Origin of the sequence: Pseudomonas guariconensis (assembly GCF_900102675.1) — a bacterium.
Lineage (GTDB): Bacteria > Pseudomonadota > Gammaproteobacteria > Pseudomonadales > Pseudomonadaceae > Aquipseudomonas > Aquipseudomonas guariconensis.
Genome location: NZ_FMYX01000006.1, coordinates 125,888 through 149,518, shown reverse-complemented (window position 1 = coordinate 149,518; position 23,631 = coordinate 125,888). Strand labels below are relative to the sequence as shown.

The 23,631-nt window shown below is 63.4% G+C and carries 20 protein-coding genes; 12 read left to right on the top strand and 8 right to left on the bottom strand.

Annotation, left to right across the window (positions count from 1 at the left end):
• The first annotated feature begins 67 nt into the window (after positions 1-67).
• The 3 genes from BLS27_RS12285 (at position 68) to BLS27_RS12275 (ending at position 4,727) form a co-directional block, all read left to right on the top strand.
• Positions 68-1,825, top strand: a complete 1,758-nt coding sequence (locus BLS27_RS12285; RefSeq protein WP_043206439.1) for an ATP-binding protein — start codon at positions 68-70, stop codon at positions 1,823-1,825.
• Positions 1,819-3,153, top strand: a complete 1,335-nt coding sequence (locus tag BLS27_RS12280) for a sigma-54-dependent transcriptional regulator (RefSeq protein ID WP_090344988.1) — start codon at positions 1,819-1,821, stop codon at positions 3,151-3,153. Before BLS27_RS12285 ends, BLS27_RS12280 begins: the two co-directional genes overlap by 7 nt.
• A gap of 254 nt (positions 3,154-3,407) precedes the next feature.
• On the top strand, positions 3,408-4,727 hold the full coding sequence (locus BLS27_RS12275; RefSeq protein WP_043206437.1) for an MFS transporter: 1,320 nt from the start codon (positions 3,408-3,410) through the stop codon (positions 4,725-4,727).
• A 105-nt stretch (positions 4,728-4,832) separates the two neighbouring features.
• Here BLS27_RS12275 and BLS27_RS12270 read toward each other — a convergent pair whose 3' ends face one another.
• Entirely contained in the window at positions 4,833-5,582 is a 750-nt protein-coding gene (locus BLS27_RS12270) for a COG4705 family protein (protein WP_090344986.1), read from the bottom strand.
• Between the two features lie 328 nt (positions 5,583-5,910).
• Here BLS27_RS12270 and BLS27_RS12265 point away from each other — a divergent pair, with 328 nt between their 5' ends.
• Both BLS27_RS12265 and BLS27_RS12260 read left to right on the top strand, forming a co-directional pair.
• Positions 5,911-6,315 (top strand): heme utilization protein, encoded by a 405-nt coding sequence (locus BLS27_RS12265; protein ID WP_090344984.1) that lies wholly within the window; start codon positions 5,911-5,913, stop codon positions 6,313-6,315.
• A 117-nt stretch (positions 6,316-6,432) separates the two neighbouring features.
• The gene (locus BLS27_RS12260) at positions 6,433-7,038 is read left to right on the top strand and encodes a flavin reductase family protein (RefSeq protein WP_043206434.1); all 606 of its coding nucleotides are present in this window, start codon (positions 6,433-6,435) and stop codon (positions 7,036-7,038) included.
• On the opposite strand, the gene BLS27_RS12255 is transcribed toward BLS27_RS12260, so the two are convergent.
• Positions 7,039-7,272, bottom strand: a complete 234-nt coding sequence (locus tag BLS27_RS12255) for a hypothetical protein (protein ID WP_090345107.1) — start codon at positions 7,270-7,272, stop codon at positions 7,039-7,041.
• A 112-nt stretch (positions 7,273-7,384) separates the two neighbouring features.
• Entirely contained in the window at positions 7,385-7,678 is a 294-nt protein-coding gene (locus BLS27_RS12250; RefSeq protein ID WP_090344982.1) for a putative quinol monooxygenase, read from the bottom strand.
• A 200-nt stretch (positions 7,679-7,878) separates the two neighbouring features.
• Here BLS27_RS12250 and BLS27_RS12245 point away from each other — a divergent pair, with 200 nt between their 5' ends.
• A complete protein-coding gene (locus BLS27_RS12245; protein WP_090344979.1) occupies positions 7,879-8,796 on the top strand; it encodes an AraC family transcriptional regulator in 918 nt (305 codons plus the stop codon).
• Between the two features lie 89 nt (positions 8,797-8,885).
• On the opposite strand, the gene BLS27_RS12240 is transcribed toward BLS27_RS12245, so the two are convergent.
• Positions 8,886-10,523 (bottom strand): 5-guanidino-2-oxopentanoate decarboxylase, encoded by a 1,638-nt coding sequence (locus BLS27_RS12240; RefSeq protein WP_090344977.1) that lies wholly within the window; start codon positions 10,521-10,523, stop codon positions 8,886-8,888.
• A gap of 113 nt (positions 10,524-10,636) precedes the next feature.
• On the opposite strand from BLS27_RS12240, the gene BLS27_RS12235 reads away from it, so the two are divergent.
• Entirely contained in the window at positions 10,637-11,545 is a 909-nt protein-coding gene (locus BLS27_RS12235; RefSeq protein WP_090344975.1) for a LysR substrate-binding domain-containing protein, read from the top strand.
• Here BLS27_RS12235 and BLS27_RS12230 read toward each other — a convergent pair.
• Together BLS27_RS12230 and BLS27_RS12225 are read right to left on the bottom strand one after the other, a co-directional pair.
• Positions 11,516-12,130: an NAD(P)-dependent oxidoreductase gene (locus tag BLS27_RS12230; RefSeq protein ID WP_090344973.1), complete on the bottom strand. Its 615-nt coding sequence runs from the start codon at positions 12,128-12,130 to the stop codon at positions 11,516-11,518. The two genes, BLS27_RS12235 and BLS27_RS12230, sit on opposite strands and share 30 nt — an antisense overlap.
• Positions 12,131-12,158: 28 nt before the next feature.
• On the bottom strand, positions 12,159-13,034 hold the full coding sequence (locus BLS27_RS12225) for an MBL fold metallo-hydrolase (RefSeq protein WP_090344970.1): 876 nt from the start codon (positions 13,032-13,034) through the stop codon (positions 12,159-12,161).
• Between the two features lie 103 nt (positions 13,035-13,137).
• Here BLS27_RS12225 and BLS27_RS12220 point away from each other — a divergent pair, with 103 nt between their 5' ends.
• Positions 13,138-14,043: a LysR family transcriptional regulator gene (locus BLS27_RS12220; RefSeq protein ID WP_043206427.1), complete on the top strand. Its 906-nt coding sequence runs from the start codon at positions 13,138-13,140 to the stop codon at positions 14,041-14,043.
• A gap of 32 nt (positions 14,044-14,075) precedes the next feature.
• Here BLS27_RS12220 and BLS27_RS12215 read toward each other — a convergent pair whose 3' ends face one another.
• Positions 14,076-14,945 (bottom strand): isocitrate lyase/PEP mutase family protein, encoded by an 870-nt coding sequence (locus BLS27_RS12215; protein ID WP_043206426.1) that lies wholly within the window; start codon positions 14,943-14,945, stop codon positions 14,076-14,078.
• 383 nt (positions 14,946-15,328) lie between these two features.
• On the opposite strand from BLS27_RS12215, the gene BLS27_RS12210 reads away from it, so the two are divergent.
• Positions 15,329-16,780: an MDR family MFS transporter gene (locus tag BLS27_RS12210; RefSeq protein ID WP_090345105.1), complete on the top strand. Its 1,452-nt coding sequence runs from the start codon at positions 15,329-15,331 to the stop codon at positions 16,778-16,780.
• A gap of 92 nt (positions 16,781-16,872) precedes the next feature.
• Here BLS27_RS12210 and BLS27_RS12205 read toward each other — a convergent pair whose 3' ends face one another.
• A complete protein-coding gene (locus BLS27_RS12205; RefSeq protein WP_043206425.1) occupies positions 16,873-17,505 on the bottom strand; it encodes a TetR family transcriptional regulator in 633 nt (210 codons plus the stop codon).
• A gap of 255 nt (positions 17,506-17,760) precedes the next feature.
• Between BLS27_RS12205 and ttgA the strand changes: the two genes are divergently transcribed.
• Genes ttgA through BLS27_RS12190 form a run of 3 tightly spaced genes read left to right on the top strand, consistent with a single transcriptional unit; the run spans position 17,761 to position 23,522 of the window.
• Positions 17,761-18,915 (top strand): toluene efflux RND transporter periplasmic adaptor subunit TtgA, encoded by a 1,155-nt coding sequence (ttgA, locus tag BLS27_RS12200; protein ID WP_070576014.1) that lies wholly within the window; start codon positions 17,761-17,763, stop codon positions 18,913-18,915.
• Between the two features lie 3 nt (positions 18,916-18,918).
• On the top strand, positions 18,919-22,071 hold the full coding sequence (ttgB, locus tag BLS27_RS12195) for a multidrug efflux RND transporter permease subunit TtgB (RefSeq protein ID WP_043206423.1): 3,153 nt from the start codon (positions 18,919-18,921) through the stop codon (positions 22,069-22,071).
• The gene (locus tag BLS27_RS12190; RefSeq protein WP_070576017.1) at positions 22,068-23,522 is read left to right on the top strand and encodes an AdeC/AdeK/OprM family multidrug efflux complex outer membrane factor; all 1,455 of its coding nucleotides are present in this window, start codon (positions 22,068-22,070) and stop codon (positions 23,520-23,522) included. The genes ttgB and BLS27_RS12190 overlap by 4 nt, the downstream gene beginning before the upstream one ends.
• Positions 23,523-23,631 lie beyond the last annotated feature (109 nt).

The following is a 23,631-nucleotide window of genomic DNA, read 5'->3' as shown; positions in this document are numbered from 1 at the left end:
TTTACCCGCGCCCACAGTCTGCGTGAAAAACCTTAAACACACCCAGCACAGGCCAAGGATCAGCCGCATGCTATTTTCCTTCCGAACCTTGCGTCTGGCCCTGATCGTCCTGGTGATTGTCATCGGCACCGCGCTCAGCGCTGGCTGGGCGATGCACCAGGCCAAGCGCCAGTCGATGGAGACCGACGCACGTCGGGCCAGCCAGCAACTGACCCTCTACGCCAATGCCCTGCACACCCTGATCGAGCGCTACCGTGCCCTGCCCGCCGTACTGGCGCTGGACCCGGAGCTGATCGCGGCCTTGCGCGGCCCGGTCACCGAACAGGTGCAGGACGCCCTGAACCGCAAGCTCGAACGCATCAACGGCGCCGCCAACTCCTCCACCCTGGAGTTGCTCGATCGCACGGGCTTGGCCATCGCGGCCAGCAACTGGCGCCTGCCGACGACCTATGTCGGCTCCAACTACGGCTTTCGCCCCTATTTCAAGCAGACCCGCAGCCACGGCAGCGGCCGCTTCTACGCGGTCGGTGTCACCAGTGGCGTACCAGGCTACTTCCTGGCCAACGCGGTCACCGACGAACAGGGACGCTTCCTCGGCGCCATGGTGGTCAAACTGGAGTTCCCCGAACTTGAGCGCGAATGGCGCCAAGGCAGCGACATCCTGTTGGTCAGCGATGCCCGAGGCATCACCTTCATCGCCAACCAGGACGGCTGGCGCTACCGTGAGCTACAGCCGATTTCCCCCGCCGACCGCGCCGAGCTTGCCGAGACCCGCCAGTACGACAAGCAACCCTTGGTCCCCCTGCAGCATCAGGTGCTGACCGACTTCGGCGCCAACAGCCATTTGAGCCGCGTGCAAGGCCCGGATGGCAGCGTCGACTACCTGTGGGAAAGCCTGCCGCTGGAGGCAGAAGGCTGGACCTTGCATCTGCTGCGTAAGCCCCAGGTCAGCGCCGACGGACGCAACGCCGCCCTGACCGCGGCGGCGATCTGGCTGAGCCTGGTGTTCGCCGCACTGTTCGTCAGCCAGCGCCTGCGCCTGGCACGCCTGCGCCAGCGCAGCCGCAACGAACTCAAGCGCCTGGTCGAAGAGCGCACCCGCGAACTGCGCACCGCCCAAGAGGGCCTGGTGCAGTCAGCCAAGCTTGCGGCCCTGGGGCAAATGTCGGCGGCTCTGGCCCATGAAATCAACCAGCCCCTGACCACCCAGCGCATGCAGCTCGAGACCCTGCGCCTGCTGCTCGACCACGGTCGCTACGACGAGGCCCGGCAGGCCCTGGAGCCGCTGGAGCAGATGCTCACGCGCATGGCGGCGCTGACCGGCCATCTCAAGACCTTTGCCCGCAACAGCCCCGGCGGGCTACGCGAGCGCCTGGACCTGGCTACCGTGGTCGATCAGGCGTTGCACCTGCTCGATGCCCGCATCCGTGGCGAGGGCGTCGAAGTGGCGCTGTACCTGGCGCGCCCCGCGTGGGTCAGGGGCGATGCGATCCGCCTCGAGCAAGTGTTGATCAACCTGTTGCGCAATGCCCTCGACGCCATGGCCGACAAGCGTTACAAACGCCTGGAGATCCGAATCGAAGCCGATGATGGTCAGTGGCGCCTGAGCGTGCTGGACTCCGGCGGCGGTATCCCCCAGGCGGATCTGGCCCGAATCTTCGATCCGTTCTTCACCACCAAACCGGTCGGCGAAGGGCTCGGCCTGGGTCTGGCGATCTCTTATGGCATCGTCCATGAGGCCGGCGGCCAGTTGCAGGCCGAAAACCTGCCCGGTGGCGCCCGCCTGAGCCTTACCTTGCCCCGCGACCTGGAGCCTGTATGTTGAATTCGGTGATCGTCGTCGATGATGAAGCCAGCATCCGCACCGCGGTGCAGCAGTGGCTGAGCCTTTCGGGCTTCAGCGTGCAACTGTTCGCCCGCGCCGAAGAGTGCCTGGCCCAATTGCCGGAACACTTCCCAGGCGTGATCGTCAGCGATGTGCGCATGCCCGGCATCGATGGCCTGCAACTGCTCGAACGGCTGCAGGCACTGGACCCGGACCTTCCGGTGATCCTGCTCACCGGCCATGGCGACGTGCCCATGGCCGTCGAGGCCATGCGCAACGGCGCCTATGACTTTCTGGAAAAACCCTTTACGCCGCAGACCCTGCTCGGCAGCCTGCGCCGCGCCCTGGAGAAACGCCAGTTGGTGCTGGAGAACCGTCGCCTGCACCAGCAGGCCGATCTCAAGGCGCGCCTGGAAAACACCCTGCTGGGCATGTCCCAAGGCTTGCAGAGCCTGCGCCGGCAGGTGCTGGACCTGGCCAGCCTGCCGGTCAACGTGTTGATCCGCGGCGAAACCGGCAGCGGCAAGGAACGTGTGGCCCGTTGCCTGCACGACTTCGGTCCGCGCGCCGACAAGCCCTTCGTCGCCCTCAACTGCGCGGCGATTCCTGAAACGCTGTTCGAGGCCGAGCTGTTCGGACACGAGAGTGGCGCCTTCACCGGCGCCCAGGGCAAGCGCATCGGCAAGCTGGAATATGCCAACGGGGGAACCGTGTTTCTCGATGAGATCGAGAGCATGCCGCTGGCCCAGCAGGCCAAACTGCTGCGGGTGATTCAGGAGCAGAAGCTGGAGCGCCTGGGCGCCAACCAGAGCATCAGTGTCGACCTGCGCATTATCGCCGCCACCAAACCGGACCTGCTCGAAGAAGCCCGCGCCGGACGCTTTCGCGAAGACCTGGCGTACCGTCTGAACGTCGCCGAACTGCGCCTGGCACCACTGCGCGAACGGCGCGAGGACATCCCCCTGTTGTTCGAACACTTTGCCCGCGCTGCCGCCGAGCGCCTGGGCCGCACGGCCCCGCCGGTGAGCGGTGGGCAGTTGGCGCAACTGCTGGCCCATGATTGGCCAGGCAATGTGCGCGAGCTGGCCAATGCCGCCGAGCGCCACGCCCTGGGGCTGGGCGCGCCGAGCGTCGAGGCCCGCGCCGCAGGGCAATCGCTCGCCGGCCAGATGGAGGCGTTCGAGGCACAGTGCCTGCGCGCCGCGCTGCGACAGTACAAGGGTGAGATCAAGGCCGTGATGGAGGCCTTGCAACTGCCTCGGCGGACACTCAACGAAAAGATGCAGCGTCATGGGCTGGTGCGGGACGATTTTCTCGAGCGCGAATGAGCGGTTTTTTGCCTAGCCATTGTGGCCGATGAGCAAAAAACCGCTTATCGAAAGTATTGAAGGGCGCGGCTACGCAGCCCATCGCGTGGCGACGTTGCGCCTGCAGGGCCTTTGGATTCGCGGGTTATGGAATGGTCGTGCGCCGCGATGGGGCATTCAGGCCCGCCAGTGCACGCCTTTGGCATAGCTTCTGCAAAACCCTTCTCAAGCGCTGACCTGCGCGCTCCACAAAAACAACGAGAAGGTATCCCCTGATGGATAACGCCAGCACCCTGCCCACCGGGGCGGCCATTGCGCCCGCCGCGGAAAAAACCACCGCAAGCCGTCTCAAGTCGATTTTCAGTGGCTCCATCGGCAACATGGTCGAATGGTACGACTGGTACGTCTATGCGGCGTTCTCACTGTACTTCGCCAAGGCCTTCTTCCCGGCCGGCGATACCACCGCACAACTGCTCAACACCGCCGCCATCTTCGCCGTGGGCTTTCTGATGCGCCCGATCGGTGGCTGGCTGATGGGCCTGTATGCGGACCGCAAGGGCCGCAAGGCCGCGCTGATGGCCTCGGTCCTGCTGATGTGCGCAGGCTCCCTGGTCATCGCCCTGACCCCTGGCTACGAGACCATCGGCGTCGCCGCGCCGATCCTGCTGGTCCTGGCGCGCCTGATGCAAGGCCTGTCGGTCGGCGGTGAGTACGGCACCTCGGCCACCTACCTCAGCGAGATGGCCAGCAAGGATCGCCGCGGCTTCTTCTCAAGCTTCCAATACGTGACCCTGATCTCCGGTCAGCTCATCGCCCTGGCGGTGCTGATCATCCTGCAACAGACGCTCACCACCGAGCAGCTGTATGCCTGGGGCTGGCGCGTACCCTTCGTGATCGGCGCGCTGTGCGCGGTGGTCGCCTTGTACCTGCGTCGCGGCATGGAGGAGACCAGCTCCTTCACCAAGAAGGAAAAGTCCAAGGAAAGCCTGATGCGCACCCTGCTGCGCCATCCCAAGGAACTGCTCACCGTGGTCGGCCTGACCATGGGCGGCACCCTGGCCTTCTACACCTACACCACCTACATGCAGAAATACCTGGTGAACACCGTAGGCATGAGCATCAGCGACTCGACCACCATCTCGGCGGCCACTTTATTCCTGTTCATGTGCCTGCAACCGGTGATCGGTGGACTCTCCGACAAGATCGGTCGTCGTCCGATCCTGATCGCCTTCGGCGTGCTCGGAACCTTGTTCACCGTACCGATCCTCAGCACTCTGCACACCGTGCAGACCTGGTGGGGCGCCTTCTTCCTGATCATGGCGGCGCTGATCATCGTCAGTGGCTACACCTCCATCAACGCCGTGGTCAAAGCCGAGCTGTTCCCTACCGAAATCCGCGCCCTGGGCGTCGGCCTGCCCTACGCTCTGACCGTCTCGATCTTCGGCGGCACCGCCGAGTACGTGGCCCTGTGGTTCAAGAGCAACGGCATGGAAACCGGCTTCTACTGGTACGTCACCGGCTGCATCGCTTGCTCGCTGCTGGTCTACGCGACCATGAAAGACACCGCCAAGCATTCGCGGATCACGACTGACTGATCCTGCTCACGCGGTATTCGAAAAGGGGCGCTCCGGCTGACGGAGCGCCCCTTTTTCATGGTTCGACGAGCAGTGAGCCAATTACGCCCCAGACAGTGACGGCCGTCAGGAAGCTTCTAACTCCCGACGCGCTTCGCGGTGATAGAACGACGCCATCAGAATCAGCACCAACAAGATGCCGCCGAGCACCGCTGAAGAGCCCACCGTACCGAAGTCCATCCCGCCTTTTTCGTGCGGTTTTGTCAGGAAGTCGCCCAAGGTCGCACCGAATGGGCGGGTCAGGACGAATGCGATCCAGAACAGCGCCACGCCTGGGATACGGGTCCAGTAGCGGGCCAGCACCACCAGGCCGATGGTGCTGCCGATCAGCAGTGCGCCACCGGCGAAACCGAGGCCTGAGTCGTCCGCCAGGAAGTCGCCCAGCGCGGTGCCAAGGGTGTTGGAAAACAGGATTGCCACCCAGTAGAACAGCTCGCCGCCTCGGTTCTTGATGCGGGTGACGTCCAGCGGATTTCCGCTCAGGCGCCAAAGGGCGAACGTCAGCAGCAAGATGCCGATCAGGATGGCCGAACCCGCGGCATAGCCCAGGCCCAGGGTACGGTCCATGAAATCGGACATCGTGGTGCCCGCAGTACTGGTGGATAGGATGACCAGCCAGTAGAGCCAGGGATTGTATGAACGAGAGTAAAGCTGGGTGAGCAATGTCACCAGAAACACGCTGATCAACAGCAGCGAGCTCATGGCATAGCCAATATCGAGGGTCATCGACAGCAGGTCGCCCGCCGTCTCGCCCAAAGTGGTGGCGCAGATCTTCATGACCCAGAAGGCCAAGGTGATTTGCGGAAGTTTATTCATTGTTTGCCGCTCCTGGGTTGAGTGGGCGCGATGCTGAGCGGGCGGGTTTGAAAAAACGGTTGGTGGAGCATGAAAAAAGCGTTCGTTCATCGAAGGTTTCATTTAACTCGGGATTAATTCCCCTCCCGCATCCTTAAACCGTGGAGAGACGAGGGCGCGAAGCGCCTGTCTCGCAGCACCTCTGTCGTTTAAAAGACGAAAGCGCGCCCAAACACATCGATTAAATCGATTTTTATGCGTGATTTTTTGCGCTTTTTAATCAAATTAATCGGCGTAGCATTAAACCCATAGAAACAAACAACCCGCGAATCTCACTGGAGCAACGACCATGAAAAGCAAACTGATCCTGACCCTGGCTCTGTCGGCACTGGCTACCGGTGCATTCGCCGAAGACGGTTTCGACCGTACCAGCGCCCACAGCTTCGCCGCCGCCCAGACCCAATCGGCAACTTACGCAGAAGATGGCTACGACCGCACCGGCGCACAGCGCTTCGCTGAAGATGGCTACGACCGCACCGGTGCACAGCGCTTCGCTGAAGACGGCTACGACCGCACCGGCGCACAGCGCTTCGCCGAAGACGGCTACGACCGCACCGGCGCACAGCGCTTCGCCGAAGATGGCTACGACCGCACCGGTGCACAGCGCTTCGCTGAAGACGGCTACGACCGCACCGGCGCACAGCGCTTCGCCGAAGACGGCTTCGACCGCACCAATGCCCACCGCATCAGCTGATCCGATGCGAGCGCCCAGCCCGGCTTCGGCCGGGCTTGATCATTTCCAGCGGGCTGGAGCCTTGGCACACTAGGCACCTCGTCCACAACAAGGAAAGGGCCTACGGGCCTTGCGCAGATGTACTACTACGAACCCGCCAAAGGCCATGGCCTGCCCCACGACCCGTTCAATGCCATCGTTGGCCCCCGCCCTATCGGCTGGATCTCTTCCCAGGACCAGCAAGGCCGCCTCAATTTGGCGCCTTACAGTTTCTTCAACGCCTTCAACTACATTCCTCCGATCATCGGTTTCTGCAGCGTTGGGCGCAAAGACAGCCTGAACAATATCGAGCAGACCGGCGAATTCGTTTGGAACCTGGCGACCCGAACACTGGCCGAGCCGATGAACCAAAGCTGCGCGGCGGTAGCCGCGGATGTCGATGAGTTCGAATTGAGCGGTCTGACTCCGACGGCATCGCGCATCGTCGGTGTACCTCGAGTAGGCGAAAGCCCGGTGGCCTTCGAATGCAAGGTGAGCCAGATCGTGCAGCTCAAGCGGGCCGACCAGGCGCTGGTGCCCAGTTGGCTGATCCTGGGGGAAGTCGTGGCCGTGCACATCGCCGAGCATCTGCTCAAAGATGGCATCTACGACACCGCCGCCGCCGAGCCGATCCTGCGGGGAGGAGGCCCAGCGGACTACTTCGAGCTGGGCAATCTGTTCAAGATGGCCCGCCCGCAGGTCTGATCAGAAAATCAGTTCGCCTTCCTCGCCCACGCCTTGCAGGCGTGCGAGTTCGGTACAGGCGGCCTCGTCGGCCGCCACTGCACTCTGAAACACCTGGCCATCGAGCACCTTGTGAAAGCGCGGCGCGCCGCCCATGCCCAGGGCTTTTACGGCGATGGCCGCGTTGTAACCACCGCCTTGTACAGGGACCATCGCCGAAACAGCTTCGAAGTGGGAAAACTCTCTACGTGCCATGCTGCAAATCCGCATCCGAAAAACGAGGGCCGCCATTCTACCCCTCAATTACGGATGAAGTTTCACGCCTCTGTAGGAGCAGGTTTGCCCGCAAAAAGTCCATGCATACACATCAGGCAAACGTATGCAGGTCCAGGCTGCTCACCACCTGGGCCTGCACCAGCTCGCCAAACACCTCGAGGGTCGGCGAAGCGAAGTAGCCGCTCATGGCTTGCTGATCGCTCCAGCTGCCGCTGAGCAACCACAGGTCGTCGTCGGCCTGGGACCGCTGTATGGTAAAACTCAGGCAACCCGGTGTACGCAACGAAGGCTCCAGCAGGTCGCGCAGACGCGCGCCCAGTTCCGCCGAACGACCGCTGCTGGCACGGATGAAAGCCAGGTGAGTGACCGGTTGTGGCTGGGTCATGAACGATCTCCTTGAAGCATGCGGACGGAAAAACCAGGCTGCCAAGGTTAGTGCCCCGCCCTCGCGCGACGTTAGGTCATTACTGCCGCTCGATTGCCTGATCCTGCCGCGCGGCAGGATCAGGCAATCGAGCGGCAGCTTTCGACTAGCGCCTGTCATTGCCCAAACCTATGCTGCGTCGGTCAGCAGAGGAAACCGCCATGCCCGCAACACCCTTGGAACCCACCCTCGAGGCCCAGCGCCAGGAGCTGGCCGACCTGATTGGCCGCCATGCCGGCGAGCCTTATGGTCCGGCATCGGCCATCGAGGATCTGTACCTGGTCCGCTACCGCGAAAGCGTGCGCTCGATGCCGGCCCTGGCGCAGCCGGCGTTGTGCGTCCTGGCCCAGGGCAGCAAGACCTTGTTCCTGGGCGATGAGCGCTACGCCTATGATCCGCTGCATTACATGGTGGTGTCGGTGACCTTGCCGATCAGCGGTGCGCTGCTCGAAGCCAGCCCCGAGAACCCGAGCCTTGGCCTTCGCATGGACATCGATCCGGCGCAGATCAGCCAGCTGATCGCCGAAAGCAGCCCGATGATGGTGCCCAACCTACCGTCTGGCCGCGGCCTGTATGTGGAAAGGACCGATCCGCAGTTGCTCGACGCCTTGCTGCGCCTGCTCCGGTTGCTCGATTCTCCAAGGGACATCCCGGTGTTGGCGCCACTGATTCGCCGCGAGATTCTCTACCGGTTACTGCGCGGCCCGCAGGGCCATCGCCTGTATGAAATCGCCCTGGCCAACAGCCAGACCCACCGCGTCTGCCAAGCCATCACCTGGCTCAACCGCCACTATCAGCAGCCGCTGCGCATCGAAGACCTGGCCCGGGAAGTGAACCTCAGCACCTCGACATTGCACCACAGGTTCAAGGCCGTGACCTCGATGAGCCCCTTGCAGTACCAGAAACAGCTGCGCCTGCAGGAAGCCCGTCGGCTGATGCTCAATGACGGACTGGAAGCCGCCGTGGCGGGCTATCGGGTGGGGTATGAAAGCCCCTCGCAGTTCAGCCGTGAATACAGCCGGTTGTATGGGGCGCCGCCGATTCGGGACGTGGCGCGGCTGCGGGCCAACGCCAGTTGAGGCAAGGCCGCTTCCAGCAAGGCCTGCCTAAGGAGACCCAGTGGAAGCGGCTTTATCCGCGAACATGACCTCAGGGCTGGTGTTCGCCCTCAACCTGCCACCGCAGCTTGCCACTGCGTCTGGTCGACCTGGATCAAGGTCGGTCCCTTGCGCTCGACCGCTTTGTGCAGCGCCGCCTGCAACTGCGCGACATCGCCCACATTGCATGCCGCCGCGCCCAGCGCCTGGGCCACGCCGATGAAGTCAGGGGTATGGATGTCCACACCCACCGGCTCAATGGCTCGGTTGACCATGTACTTCTTGATTTCCTCGTACCCCTGGTTGTTCCACAGCAGCACGATCAACGGCACCTGGGCCTCCACCGCGCTGGCGAGCTCCGGCAGGGTGAACTGCAAGCCACCATCGCCGATCAGGCAAACCGCGGGCGATCGGTCCGCTGCGTCTTCGGCGCTGCCGAGCCAGGCGCCCATGGCGGCCGGCAAGGCGTAGCCCAGGGTGCCGTAGCCGGTCGAGGCGTTGAACCAGCGCCGTGGCTGGGACATGTCCAGCGTGAGATTGCCGGTGTACACCGGTTGGGTCGAGTCGCCCACCAGGATTGCCGTAGGCAGGGCCTCGAGAATGCCGGTGAGTAGACGGGTCTGGCTCAGGGTCGGCTGGTCCCAGGTGCTGGCCAGGTCCCTGCGCAGGCGTGCGGCACGGGCACTACCCCAGGCGGCGTTCAGCGCAGGTGTAGGCAGCGCTTGCAAGGCAGCCAGCAGCGCCTCGGCGGCTTGTTCGGCGTCAGCGACGAGTGCCAGCTCCGGCAGGTAGTTGCGCACGGTCTGGTCGGGATCGATGTCGATGCGCAGCAAACTACCCGGGATTTCGAAACCGCCCTTGAAGGTAACGTCATAGTCGGTTTCGGCCAGCTCGGTGCCGATCGCCAGCACCACATCGGCCTCCGCCACCAACGCGCGCGTCGCGACCAGCGATTGGGTCGAGCCGATCTGCAATGGATGGCTGGCCGGCAACAGGCCCTTGGCATTGATGGTCAGGGCCACCGGTGCCTGCAGGTGCTCGGCAAGCGCCGCCAGTGCAGGGCCTGCCGCCAGCGCACCGCCACCGGCCAGGATCAGCGGACGCTGGGCCTTGGCCAGGCGCTCGGCCATCAGCGCCACAGTCCGAGGCGCTGCCCCCGCACGAGCGGTGCGTACAGGCCGCGCCGGCAACAGGTGGTCGGCGGGCTCGACCAGCACATCCAGGGGGATCTCGATATGCACAGGCCGAGGACGTGCGCCCTCGAACACCGCGAAGGCGCGCGCCAGCACTTGCGGCAGGTCGTCAGCGCTCATCAGGGTGTGGGAAAACGCCGCCACGCCGGCAACCAACGCACCTTGGTTGGGCAGTTCATGCAGTTTGCCGCGACCACCACCAAGCTGGTCCCGGGACTGCACGCTGGAAATCACCAGCATCGGAATCGAGTCGGCGTAGGCCTGACCCATGGCGGTGGTGATGTTGGTCATGCCCGGGCCGGTGATGATGAAGCAGACCCCGGGCTTGCCGCGGGTACGGGCATAGCCGTCGGCCATGAACCCAGCGCCCTGTTCATGACGAGGGGTGATGTGGCGGATGGAGGAACCCGCGAGACCCCGGTAGAGCTCCACGGTATGCACGCCCGGAATCCCGAAGACATGGTCCACGCCATAGCCTTCGAGGAGATTGACCAATACTTCGCCGCAGGTTGCCATCGGATTCACCCTGGTTCTTGTTGAAAATCTGTGTTTATGGAACCAAGGCGCAGCTATCGCCACAATGCAAAAAAACACATACTAGCCATGTCTCAGGATCATGGCTCACATCGATGAAACGCCTCCCGCCCCTCCCCGCCCTGCACACCTTCCTGATCACCGCCCAGCACTGCAACTTCACCCGGGCAGCCCAGCAGTTGCACATCACTCAAGGTGCAGTCAGCCGGCAGATCGCCGGGCTGGAAGAGCACCTGGGCTATGCGCTGTTCCAGCGTCAGGCGCGTGGCCTGAGCCTGACCCGGGAGGGTCAGGACTGGCTGCCGCGGGTACAGCAGATTTTCGCCCTGATCGAACAGGGTGTGCGCGAGGTCGGCCGCCACAGTGCCACGCTGCAGCTCAAGGCGCCCACCTGTGTCATGCGCTGGTTGCTGCCGCGGCTGATGGAATGGCAGGCATTGCGTCCGGACGTGCCGGTGGAGCTGACCACCACGGTGCAGCATGGCGTGGATTTCCGTCGCGAGGGCTTCGACGCCGCCGTGGTGTATGGCGCACTGCCCAACGGGGGACTGCAAGTACGCAAGCTGTTCGATGAGCAACTGACGCCGATGTGCGCGCCCTCGCTGCTCGAAGGGCAGTTGCCGCTTACGCGGCTCGAAGACCTGTCCCGTCACATGCTGCTGCATCCGTCACGGGACGAGCAAGACTGGCGCCTATGGCTGCAGGCTGCAGGCGCCAGTATCGAGCTCAACGGGCCGCGCCAGCATTTCGAGACGCTGGACATGGCGATGGCCATGGCGTCCCAGGGTACGGGAGTCGCGATCGGCGATTGGGCATTGGTCGGCGATGACCTACGCAGTGGCAGGCTGTGCATGCCGTTCGGGCTGAAGGTGCTCACGGGCAAAGGCTACTACCTGGTCAGCCCTGCCCGGAGCCTGCCGCCGGGGTTGGTCGAATTGCTGGACTGGCTCCAGGCACAGGCCAGACCAGACGACTCAGTACCCCACCGTGAACCGCTCCCGTGAATGGGCTGGTTTCTCCAATTCGTCGATCATTGCGATAGCGTAGTCAGCGAAGGTGATCCAGCTCCGGCCATCGGCACCGATCAGCAACTGATCCTTGCCCAGACGGTAGTGCCCGCTTCGCGCACCTTCGACGAACTCCGCCGAGGGCGAGAGGAAGGTCCAATCCAGGCCCGACGTCTGACGCAATGCGTCGAGAAAACGCACGCCGGCGCTGGCTTCGGCTTTGTAGGCCTCGGGGAAGTCCGGGCTGTCGATGACCCGTTGCCCGGAGGGTAGCAGCAGGCTGCCGGCACCGCCCACCACCAGCAAGCGGGCCACGCCCGCACGCTTGACCGGCTCGATGATCGCCTGGGGCTCGATCGTCGCGAAATGCGCCGCGCTCAGCACGGCCTCCGTCCCGGCCACGGCGGCCTGCAGGGCTGCACTGTCCTTGGCGTCCAGCGCCTTGGCGGTAACGCCTTCACGCCCGTCCAGCATCGACGGGTCACGGGCGATGGCCACGACCTGATGGCCGCGGCGCAGGGCCTCTTCCAGCAACTGGCTACCGGCACGACCGGTGGCACCGATGATTGCGATCTTGCTCATGAGGACACACTCCATCAGTTGAAAAGAACTACCACTGCATTTCGCCCTTGGCGACCTTGGCGCTGAGTTCCAGCGAACTGGCGTCGCCCAGCTTTGGATACCGCTGCTCCATCGCCTTGATCAGCGCATCGGCATCGGCGGCCTTGGCTGCTTCGGCGTCGAAGGCGCGGATGTAACCGGCGGTGAAACGTACTGCGTCCAGCGAGCGGCTGCTCTGCCCGAGGTAGTGGCCGGGGATCACTGTGCGCGGAGCGAGCCGCTCGATGCGCTCGAGGGTGGCAAGCCAATCGGCATGGGACTGGGCGGTCTGGGTGTCGGCCATCCAGACATGAATGTGCTCGGCCACGACCACGCCACCGACCACAGCCTTGATCGAGGGAATCCACACGAAACTACGGTCTGGCTGTGGCCCATCGAGACCGACGACTTCCAGCGTCTGCCCTTCCAGCGCCAGGCGATCCCCCACCAGCACCTGCGGCACGACCAGTTTCGCGGGCCTGTCGCTGCCCATTTGCGGGCCCCAGTAGTCCAGCTTGGCGTCCATGGTCTTGCGGATATGCTCCACAGTGGCGGCCGAGGCGACCACTCGGGCCTGGGGAAACGCACGCGTCAGGGTGTCCAGCCCAAAGTAATAGTCCGGATCGCCATGGCTGACATAAATGGTGGTCAATCGCTTGCCACCAGCCTTGAGGCGCTGTACCAGTTGCTCGGCCTGGGCCTTGCCGAACTGGGCGTCAACCAGGATGGCATCGTGCTTGCCACTGACGATCACCGAGCTGACCGGGAAGATCGCCTCATGGCCTGGGTTGTACACCTCGAGCTGAAGGGGTTCGGCGGCCAACGCCTGGCCGGCCAGGGCGAGGCTGGCCAGTACCAGACTGCGCAGGGTGGAGATGAGCGACATCGGACATTCCTGTGAACGGGAGAGTGAGCAACAGCATAGTTGCCCAATCCATCACAAAAAATGCGATGCTCAGACATAGTTTGTTTCTGAAAGCGGACAAATCATGGACCGTCTAAACGCCATGCGCGTCTTCGTCACCGTGGTCGACCTGGGCAGCCAGTCAGCCGCGGCCGACCATCTGCAACTCTCTCGGCCTGTGGTGTCGCGCTATCTGGCGGAACTGGAGGACTGGGTCGGTGCGCGTCTGATGCAGCGCACCACACGCAAGCTCAGCCTCACCGCCGCCGGCCAGCAAACCCTGCCGCGCTGTCGCCAATTGCTGGAGCTGGCCGGTGATCTACAGGCCGCTGTACGCCAGCCGGACGACGCGCCACGCGGCGAGCTGCGCATCAGCGTCAGCACCTCGTTCGGCCAGGCCCAGTTGGTGGATGCGGTGGCCGACTACGTACGGCGTTACCCGGGAGTGAAGGTGGAACTGCAGATGCTCGATCGTACGGTCAACCTGGTGGACGAACGCATCGACCTGGCGATCCGCACCAGCAACGACCTGGACCCGAATCTGATCGCCCGGCGCCTGACAGTGTGTCGCTCAGTGGTATGCGCCGCGCCGAAGTACCTGGCCGAACATGGCATGCCGCAGCAGGTCGAAGAACTGAGCCAGCACAATTGCCTGACCCACGCCTACTTCGGGCATAGCCTGTGGCAGTTCGAAGTCGGGGGGCGGCATGTGGCCGTGCCGGTGCAAGGCAACATCAGCGCCAACGAGGCCATGACCTTGCAGAAGGCCGCGCTGGCCGGTGCCGGCATCGCCATGCTGCCGACCTACCAGGCGGCGGGAGCGCTACGCAGTGGAGAACTGGTCCGTCTGCTGCCCGAGGCGCGCCCGCGCGAGCTGAACCTGAATGCCGTGTACACCTCGCGTAAGCACATGCCGGCAACCCTGCGCAGCATGCTGGATTTTCTCGCGCAGCGGTTCACCGATGAGCCGCAGTGGGATGAAGACCTCTGACCCGCAGGCGGCTGCGCCGAGTCAGTCGCCGGTCACTCCTCGACGCTCATGTACTCCTTGGCCCAACGGATGTAATCCTCAGGTTGGGTATAGGTGTGGGAAAGCTCGGTCGCGTTGAGGTTGTCGGATTTGTTCTGCTGCCCACGCTGAAGGCGCAGACAGTCATAGGTGGCTTTGATGGCGGCGAAATAGGCGGCATGGCCATCGACCACGATCCGCACCCCCAGGCTCGCCAGCCGCGCATCGTCACGCAGGTTGGGGTTGCCGTAGCTCACCAGCATCAGGGGCACCGTCAGGTGCTCGGCGATCTGCTCCAGTTGATCGAAATCCTTGACGCCTACCATGCAGATACCGTCGGCACCAGCCTTCTGGTAGCTCTGGGTGCGATGGATGATTTGCTCGGTCGACAGCACACCGGCGTTGGTCCGGGCGATGATCGACAGCGCCGAGTCGACCCGCGCCTCGATGGCCGCACGGATCTTGCCGACGCCCTCCTCCACTGAGATCAGGTCCGTGGATTTGCGACCGAACTGGGCCGGCAGCAGGGTGTCCTCAATGGTCAGCGCGGCGACACCGGCGCGCTCCAGCTCGATCACCGTGCGCATGACGTTGAGCGCATTGCCATAGCCATGGTCGGCGTCGGCGATCACCGGCAACTGTGCGACACGGCCAATGCGGGTGGCCTGCTCGACGAACTCGCTCAGGGTGATCAAGGCAAAGTCCGGCGCGGCCAGTACCTGCAGCGAGGCAACCGAACCACCGAGGATACCGACCTCAAAACCCAGGTCAGCGGCGATGCGGGCCGACATGGGGTCGAACACCGATGCGGTGTGATAGCACGAACCGGACGCAAGCAGTTCACGGAAGGCAAAACGCAGATCGTGGTGGGAAGCCTTGGGCATGATCACTCCGCAATAACAGGAAATTTGAACGGGCTGACTACTGACCCTTGAATCGGGTCTACCTGACCTGTTCCAACCGTCGCCATCAGGGCGGTCATGCTCGACATGCAGGCAGAGGAATAGAAGGTGTGGGGTACAACAGCATGAAATCCGCACGTAAATGGCTGCACCATGCTGGTGCAAAGCCCGGATTTCAGCCGTTGCGGTCAGATCACGATATCACGCAGCCATGCGCTACTGGATGGATGCGCCAATGCCGATCTTGCATAGGGGATGCGCATAGTACATAGGAAGCTACGTAACTCAGCTACAATGCGGCCTTGCTCCGCGCTTGGCTGAGCCGCGGCCAACCCCCAGACAGCGACCACGACAAGGTATTTTCCGTGACTGCCGCCCTGCCCCCTACTGTCCTGCGCACAGTCCTCACCGCCCTGATGCTGGCGATTTTTCTCGGTGCGCTGGACCAGACCATTGTCGCCGTGTCCATGCCAGCGATTTCCGCACAGTTCAACGATGTTGGTCTGCTGGCCTGGGTCATCTCCGGTTACATGGTAGCCATGACCATCGCCGTGCCGATCTACGGCAAGCTCGGCGACCTGTATGGCCGGCGGCGCATGATCCTCACGGGCACGGCCTTGTTCACCCTGGCTTCGGTGGCCTGCGCCCTGGCCCAGGACATGCAGCAGTTGGTACTGGCGCGGGTGGTCCAGGGGATTGGCGCAGGGGGCATGGTTTCGGTGAGCCAGGCGATCATTGGCGATTTCGTGCCGCCTCGCGAGCGCGGCCGCTACCAGGGCTATTTCAGCAGCATGTACGCCCTGGCCAGCGTCGCCGGACCGGTGCTCGGTGGCTGGTTGACCGAATACCTGTCCTGGCGCTGGGTGTTCTGGATCAACCTGCCCCTGGGTCTGTTCGCCCTGTGGGCGATCCGCCGTGCCCTGGCCGGCATGCCGGTACAGCGCCGAGAGGCCCAGGTGGATTACCTCGGTGCGCTGCTGCTGATCCTGGGCCTGGGCAGCCTACTGCTGGGTATCACCTTGGTCGGTCAGGGCCACGCCTGGCTATCGCCGCCGGTACTGGCACTGCTGGGCGGTGCCCTGCTGGGCCTTGTGGTGTTCATCGGCCATGAGCGGCGCTGCCCAGAGCCGCTGTTGCCGCTCAAGTTGTTCGGCAACCGCACTGCAATGCTGTGCTGGTGCGCGATCTTCTTGGCCAGCTTCCAATCGATCTCGCTGACCATGCTGATGCCTCTGCGCTACCAGAGCATCACCGGCGCAGGCGCCGACAGCGCCGCGCTTTATCTGTTGCCGCTGGCGATGGGGCTGCCCCTGGGCGCCTTCACCGGTGGACGCCTGACCAGTCGCACAGGTCGCTATCGCCCGCAAATCGTTATCGGTTTCGTACTGATGCCCTTGGCTATCCTCGGCATGGCCCTCACGCCACCGCAATCGGCGCTGCTCGGCGCGGTGTTCATGCTGTTGACCGGTATTGCCTGCGGCTTGCAGTTCCCGACCTCCTTGGTGGGGACCCAGAGCGCGGTGGAGCACAAGGACATCGGCGTTGCCACCAGTACCACCAACCTGTTCCGCGCCCTGGGCGGCGCCATGGGGGTGGCCTGCATGTCCAGTTTGCTGTTGGCGCTGCTGCATCAGGACGGTTTCGAGGCGTTGGACAATCCGCTGCTGGGTAGCCTGCAGGCAGGCGAACCGGACCCATTGACCCAAGCGCGGCTGTTGCGAACCTTCCGTCACTTGCTGATGACCAGTGCCGCCCTGTCGCTTCTGGGCCTAGCCGCCGCGCTGGTCATGCCCGACCGGCAACTACGAGGACGTTGATGTCATCTGCCACACTGCATTGGGCTGCGCATAACCATTAACTCCCCCTTAATGAAAGGGGGAAACACTTCATCACAATCATTCACAAAGTGTCATTTGCGCAAGGAAGGGCTCAAGCGCAGCATATCCAACCCTGTGTCGACCCAACGCTCCACATCGCGCAGCAGGTCGAAGCTGTCCGGCAGCAACAGCCAGCGCCCGATCAGGCCATCGACATAGGCGAACAACGCAACAGCGGCACGTTGCACATCCAGATCCTCGGGCAACTGCCCACGGCGCACGGCATTGGCCATGGCCAAGGCGATGCCTTCGTGGCAGTCCAGCACAGCGCCTTGGCGCTGCTGGCGGATCTCGCACATGTCGTCGGTGAACTCACATTTGTGGTGCAGGATTTCATTGATGCGTCGGGTCCTGGCATCGAGCACCAGGTCATTGAGCACCTGCAGCAACAGGGTGCGAATGCAGCCAAGCGGGTCGAGTTCGTCCTCGCTCTCGCTGGCGCGGGCCAGGTGGTCATGGGTTTCATGCAGGCTGTCCAGCAGCGCCTGCACCAGCTCGGCCTTGTTGTTGAAATGCCAATAGATCGCCCCACGGGTCACACCCGCCAGTTCAGCGATGTCGGCCAGGGTGGTTCGCGCAACCCCGCGCTTGTAGAAGGCCTTTTCCGCTGCCTCGATGATCTGGGCACGGGTTTCCTGGGCTTCCTCTTTGGTTCGACGGACCATGGCAGCTCAACCTCATCACGACCCGCAGGCTCGACCGGCGCGCGGGGTTCAGGCCGGGGTCGCCTCTTTAAGGGCGCCTCCCGGGGAGTATTCGACGGATCCGCAGCGCCCGTTCAAGGCTGACTGCGGTATTTACAAACAAGCATGAATGTAAGTATATTCGTTAGTAAGCTATTTATCCACCGGATAGCACCTTTTCTGAAAACACTTCAATTATTCTTGAGCGTCTCCCTGCTCTAGCGACCCGAGGATCCTATGCAATTCAAGCCAGCCGTCACCGCCCTGGTTTCCGCCGTCGCCCTGGCAACCCTGCTAAGTGGCTGTAAGAAAGAAGAAGCAGCGCCTGCGGCGCAGGCTCCTCTGGTCGGCGTTGTCACTCTCCAGCCTCAGGCCTATACCCTGACGTCCGAGCTACCGGGGCGTACCACCGCCTTCCGCGTCGCCGAGGTCCGCCCACAGGTCAATGGCATCATTCTCAAGCGCCTGTTCAAGGAAGGCAGTGACGTCAAGGAAGGTCAGCAGCTGTATCAGATCGACCCGGCCGTCTACGAAGCCAACCTGGCCAATGCCCAGGCCAACCTGCAAGCTACCCGTTCGCTGGCCGAGCGCTACAAGCAACTGATCGACGAGCAGGCTGTCTCCAAGCAGGAATACGACGACGCCAATGCCAAACGATTGCAGGCCGAGGCTTCGCTCAAAAGCGCCCAGATCGACCTGCGCTACACCAAGGTTCTGGCGCCGATCAGCGGTCGTGTCGGGCGCTCGTCCGTCACCGAAGGTGCCCTGGTGAGCAATGGCCAAGCCAACGCGTTGGCCACCATCCAGCAGCTCGACCCGATCTACGTCGATGTCACCCAGTCCACCGCCGAGCTGCTCAAGCTGCGACGCGACCTGGAAAGCGGCCAGTTGCAGAAGGCCGGCGAGAACGCCGCCTCCGTCCAGCTGGTGCTTGAGGATGGCAGCCTGTTCAAACAGCAAGGTCGCCTGGAGTTCTCCGAAGTCGCGGTCGACGAAACCACCGGTTCCGTGACCTTGCGCGCCATCTTCCCCAACCCTGACCACACCCTGCTGCCGGGCATGTTCGTTCACGCCCGCCTGAAGGCCGGGGTCAATGCCAACGCCATCCTGGCACCACAACAGGGCGTGACCCGTGACCTGAAGGGCACCCCCACCGCGCTGGTGGTCAACCAGGAAAACAAGGTCGAACTGCGCCAGCTCAAGGCCAGTCGTACCCTGGGCAGCGACTGGCTGATCGAGGAAGGCCTGAACCCAGGCGACCGCCTCATCACCGAAGGGCTGCAGTTCGTGCGCCCTGGTGTCGAGGTCAAGGTCAGCGAAGCCACCAACGTCAAGAAGCCAGGCAGCCCAGACCAGGCCAGCACTGCGAAAGTAGACGCCAAAGCGGAGTAAACCATGTCGAAGTTCTTTATCGATCGCCCGATCTTCGCCTGGGTGATCGCCTTGGTCATCATGCTGGTCGGCGCGCTCTCCATCCTGAAGCTGCCGATCAACCAGTATCCGAGCATCGCACCGCCGGCCATCGCGATCGCCGTGACCTATCCGGGCGCCTCGGCGCAAACGGTGCAGGACACCGTGGTACAGGTCATCGAGCAGCAGCTCAACGGTATCGACAACCTGCGTTATGTCTCCTCGGAGAGCAACTCCGACGGCAGCATGACCATCACCGCCACCTTCGAGCAGGGCACCAACCCTGATACCGCGCAGGTCCAGGTGCAAAACAAACTGAACCTGGCTACCCCGCTGCTGCCGCAGGAAGTGCAGCAGCAAGGTATCCGCGTCACCAAGGCAGTGAAGAACTTCCTGTTGGTGATCGGCCTGGTGTCCGAAGACGGCAGCATGACCAAGGACGACCTGTCCAACTACATCGTCTCCAACATGCAGGATCCGATCTCGCGGACTGCCGGCGTGGGTGACTTCCAGGTGTTCGGTGCCCAGTACGCCATGCGTATCTGGCTCGATCCGGCCAAGCTGAACAAGTTCCAGCTGACTCCGGTCGACGTGCGCAACGCGGTCAGCGCGCAGAACGTGCAGGTATCCTCCGGTCAGCTCGGCGGTCTACCTGCCATGCCCGGTACCCAGCTCAACGCCACCATCATCGGCAAGACCCGCCTGCAGACCGCCGAGCAGTTCGAAAAGATCCTGCTCAAGGTCAACAGCGACGGCTCCCAGGTGCGCCTGAGCGATGTCGCCAAGGTCGGCCTGGGCGGTGAGAACTACGCCATCAGCGCCCAGTACAACGGTTTCCCGGCCTCGGGCCTGGCGATCAAGCTGGCCACCGGGGCCAACGCCCTGGATACCGCCAAGGCGCTGCGCAAGACCATCAGCGACCTGGAGCCGTTCTTCCCGCCGGGCGTGAAGGCCGTGTTCCCTTACGACACCACTCCGGTGGTCACTGAATCCATCAGCGGCGTGATCCACACGCTGATCGAGGCGGTGGTCCTGGTGTTCCTGGTGATGTACCTGTTCCTGCAGAACTTCCGCGCCACCATCATCACCACCATGACCGTACCGGTGGTGTTGCTGGGTACCTTCGGCATCCTTGCCGCCGCGGGCTTTAGCATCAACACCCTGACCATGTTCGCCATGGTCCTGGCCATCGGCTTGCTGGTGGACGACGCCATCGTCGTGGTGGAGAACGTCGAGCGGGTCATGTCCGAAGAGGGCTTGCCGCCCAAGGAGGCCACCAAGCGCTCCATGGAACAGATTCAGGGTGCCCTGGTGGGTATCGCCCTGGTGCTGTCGGCGGTACTGCTGCCGATGGCTTTCTTCGGCGGCTCCACCGGTGTGATCTACCGTCAGTTCTCCATCACCATCGTTTCGGCCATGGGCCTGTCGGTGCTGGTGGCGCTGATCTTCACCCCGGCACTGTGCGCCACCATGCTCAAACCCCTGAAAAAGGGCGAGCATCATGTGGCCAAGCGCGGCTTCTTCGGCTGGTTCAACCGCAACTTCGACCGCAGCGTGCAAGGCTATGAGCGCAGCGTCGGCGGCATCCTGCGCAACAAGTTCCCGTTCCTGTTGGCCTACGCCCTGATCGTGGTCGGCATGGTCTGGCTGTTCATGCGCATTCCCACCGCGTTCCTGCCCGAGGAAGACCAAGGCGTGCTGTTTGCCCAGGTCCAGACCCCGGCCGGCTCCAGTGCCCAACGTACCCAGGTGGTCGTCGACCAGATGCGCGAGTACCTGCTCAAGGACGAAGCTGACACCGTCTCCTCGGTCTTCACCGTGAACGGCTTCAACTTCGCTGGCCGCGGCCAGAGCTCGGGCATGGCCTTCATCATGCTCAAGCCATGGGACGAACGCTCGGCGGAAAACAGCGTGTTCAACCTCGCGGCCCGCGCCCAGCAGCACTTCTTCAGCTTCCGTGACGCCATGGTGTTCGCCTTCGCGCCACCTGCGGTACTCGAACTGGGTAACGCCACCGGCTTCGACGTGTTCCTCCAGGACCGCGCCGGTGTCGGCCACGCGAAACTGATGGAAGCACGCAACCAGTTCCTGGCCAAGGCCGCCCAGAGCAAGGTGCTCACCGCGGTGCGTCCGAACGGCCTGAACGACGAGCCGCAGTACCAGCTGATCATCGATGACGAACGTGCCAGCGCCTTGGGCGTGACCATCGCCGACATCAACGCCACCCTGTCGATCGCCCTGGGCGGCAACTACGTCAACGACTTCATCGACCGCGGTCGGGTCAAGAAGGTGTACATCCAGGGCGAACCAAGCGCCCGGATGAGCCCGGAAGACCTGCAGAAGTGGTACGTGCGCAATGGCGCGGGCGAGATGGTGCCGTTCTCCTCCTTCGCCAAGGGCGAATGGAGCTATGGCTCGCCGAAGCTCTCGCGCTACAACGGTGTGGAAGCGGTCGAAATCCTCGGTGCCCCGGCACCGGGCTACAGTACCGGCGAAGCCATGGCCGAGGTCGAGCGCATCGCGGGCGAACTGCCAGCTGGCATCGGCTATTCCTGGACCGGCATGTCCTACGAGGAGAAACTCTCCGGCTCGCAGATGCCGGCGCTGTTCGCCCTCTCGGTCCTGTTCGTGTTCCTGTGCCTGGCAGCGCTGTACGAAAGCTGGTCGATTCCGATCGCCGTCGTGCTTGTCGTACCGCTGGGTATCATAGGTGCGCTGATCGCCGCCAGCCTGCGCGGGTTGTCCAACGACGTGTACTTCCTGGTCGGCCTGCTGACCACTATCGGCCTGGCGGCGAAGAACGCGATCCTGATCGTCGAATTCGCCAAGGAACTGCACGAGCAGGGCCGCAGCCTGTATGACGCGGCCATCGAGGCCTGCCGCATGCGTCTGCGCCCAATCATCATGACCTCGCTGGCGTTCATCCTCGGCGTGGTACCGTTGACCATCGCCAGCGGCGCAGGCTCGGGCAGCCAGCACGCCATCGGCACCGGGGTGATCGGCGGTATGATCAGTGCGACCGTGCTGGCCATCTTCTGGGTACCGCTGTTCTTCGTTGCAGTGTCGTCGCTGTTCGGCAGCAAGAAGCCTGAATCCGACGCCACCCCTGAAACTACTCGTTATGAGGCTGGGCAATGACCAAGTCTTTGTTATCCCTGGCGGTAACCGCTTTCATCCTTGGCGGCTGCTCGCTGATCCCTGACTACCAGACCCCTGAATCGCCAGTGGCGGCGCAGTGGCCGCAAGGCCCTGCGTACTCGCCGACCCAGTCGGCCGACGTAGCCGCGGCCGAGCAGGGCTGGCGTCAGTTCTTCCATGATCCTGCGCTGCAGCAACTGATCCAGACCGCGCTGGTCAACAACCGCGACCTGCGCGTCGCCGCCCTGAACATCGATGCCTACCGGGCCCAGTACCGCATCCAGCGGGCCGACCTGTTCCCGGCGGTATCGGCCAATGGCAGCGGCAGCCGCCAGCGGGTACCGGCGAACATGTCGCAGACCGGCGAAGCGGGCATCACCAGCCAGTACTCGGCCACCCTGGGTGTCAGCGCCTATGAGCTGGACTTGTTCGGCCGTGTGCGCAGCCTCACCGAGCAGGCCTTGGAGACCTACCTCTCCAGCGAGCAGGCCCGCCGCTCCACGCAAATCAGCCTGGTCGCCAGCGTGGCCAATGCCTACTACACCTGGCAGGCCGACCAAGCGCAGCTCAAGCTGACCGAAGAGACCCTCAAGACCTACGTCGAAAGCTACAACCTCACCCGCCGTAGCAATGAGGTGGGTGTTGCCTCAGCGCTCGATGTGAGCCAGGCCCGCACCGCCGTTGAAGGCGCGCGGGTCAAACTCGCGCAGTACCAGCGCCTGGTCGCCCAGGACCTGAACAGCCTGACCGTGCTGCTGGGCACTGGCGTGCCGGCTGACCTGCCGGCACCGCTTCAGCTCGACGCCGATCAACTGGCCGAGGTCCCGGCCGGCCTGCCATCGGATCTGCTGCAACGGCGTCCGGACATCCAGGAAGCCGAGCACCTGCTCAAAGCCGCCAACGCCAATATCGGCGCGGCCCGCGCTGCGTTCTTCCCGAGCATCAGCCTGACCGCCAACGCCGGCACCCTGAGCCCGGACATGGGCGGGCTGTTCAAGGGCGGGTCGGGCACTTGGCTGTTCCAGCCGCAGATCAACCTGCCGATCTTCAACGCCGGCAGCCTGAAAGCGAGCCTGGACTACTCGAAGATCCAGAAGGACATCAACGTCGCCAAGTACGAAAAGACCATCCAGACCGCCTTCCAGGAAGTCTCCGATGGCCTGGCCGCACGCAAGACCTTCGAGGAGCAGCTGCAGGCCCAGCGCGACCTGGTGGCCGCCAACCAGGACTACTACCGCCTGGCCGAGCGCCGCTACCGCATCGGGATCGACAGCAACCTGACCTTCCTCGATGCCCAGCGCAACCTGTTCAGTTCGCAGCAGTCGCTGATCAACGACCGGCTCTCGCAGCTGGTCAGCGAGGTCAACCTGTACAAGGCCCTCGGTGGCGGCTGGTACGAGCAGACCGGGCAGGCCAACCAGCAGGCTTCGGTGGAAACACCGAAAGGCTGAGCGACCCGCTAGCAGCATCAAGCCCACCCTCGCGGTGGGCTTTTTTTATGGGACAGCCCCACCGCGCCCCCGAATTAACCACCTCGACATTCCGTTCGATAATCGCCCC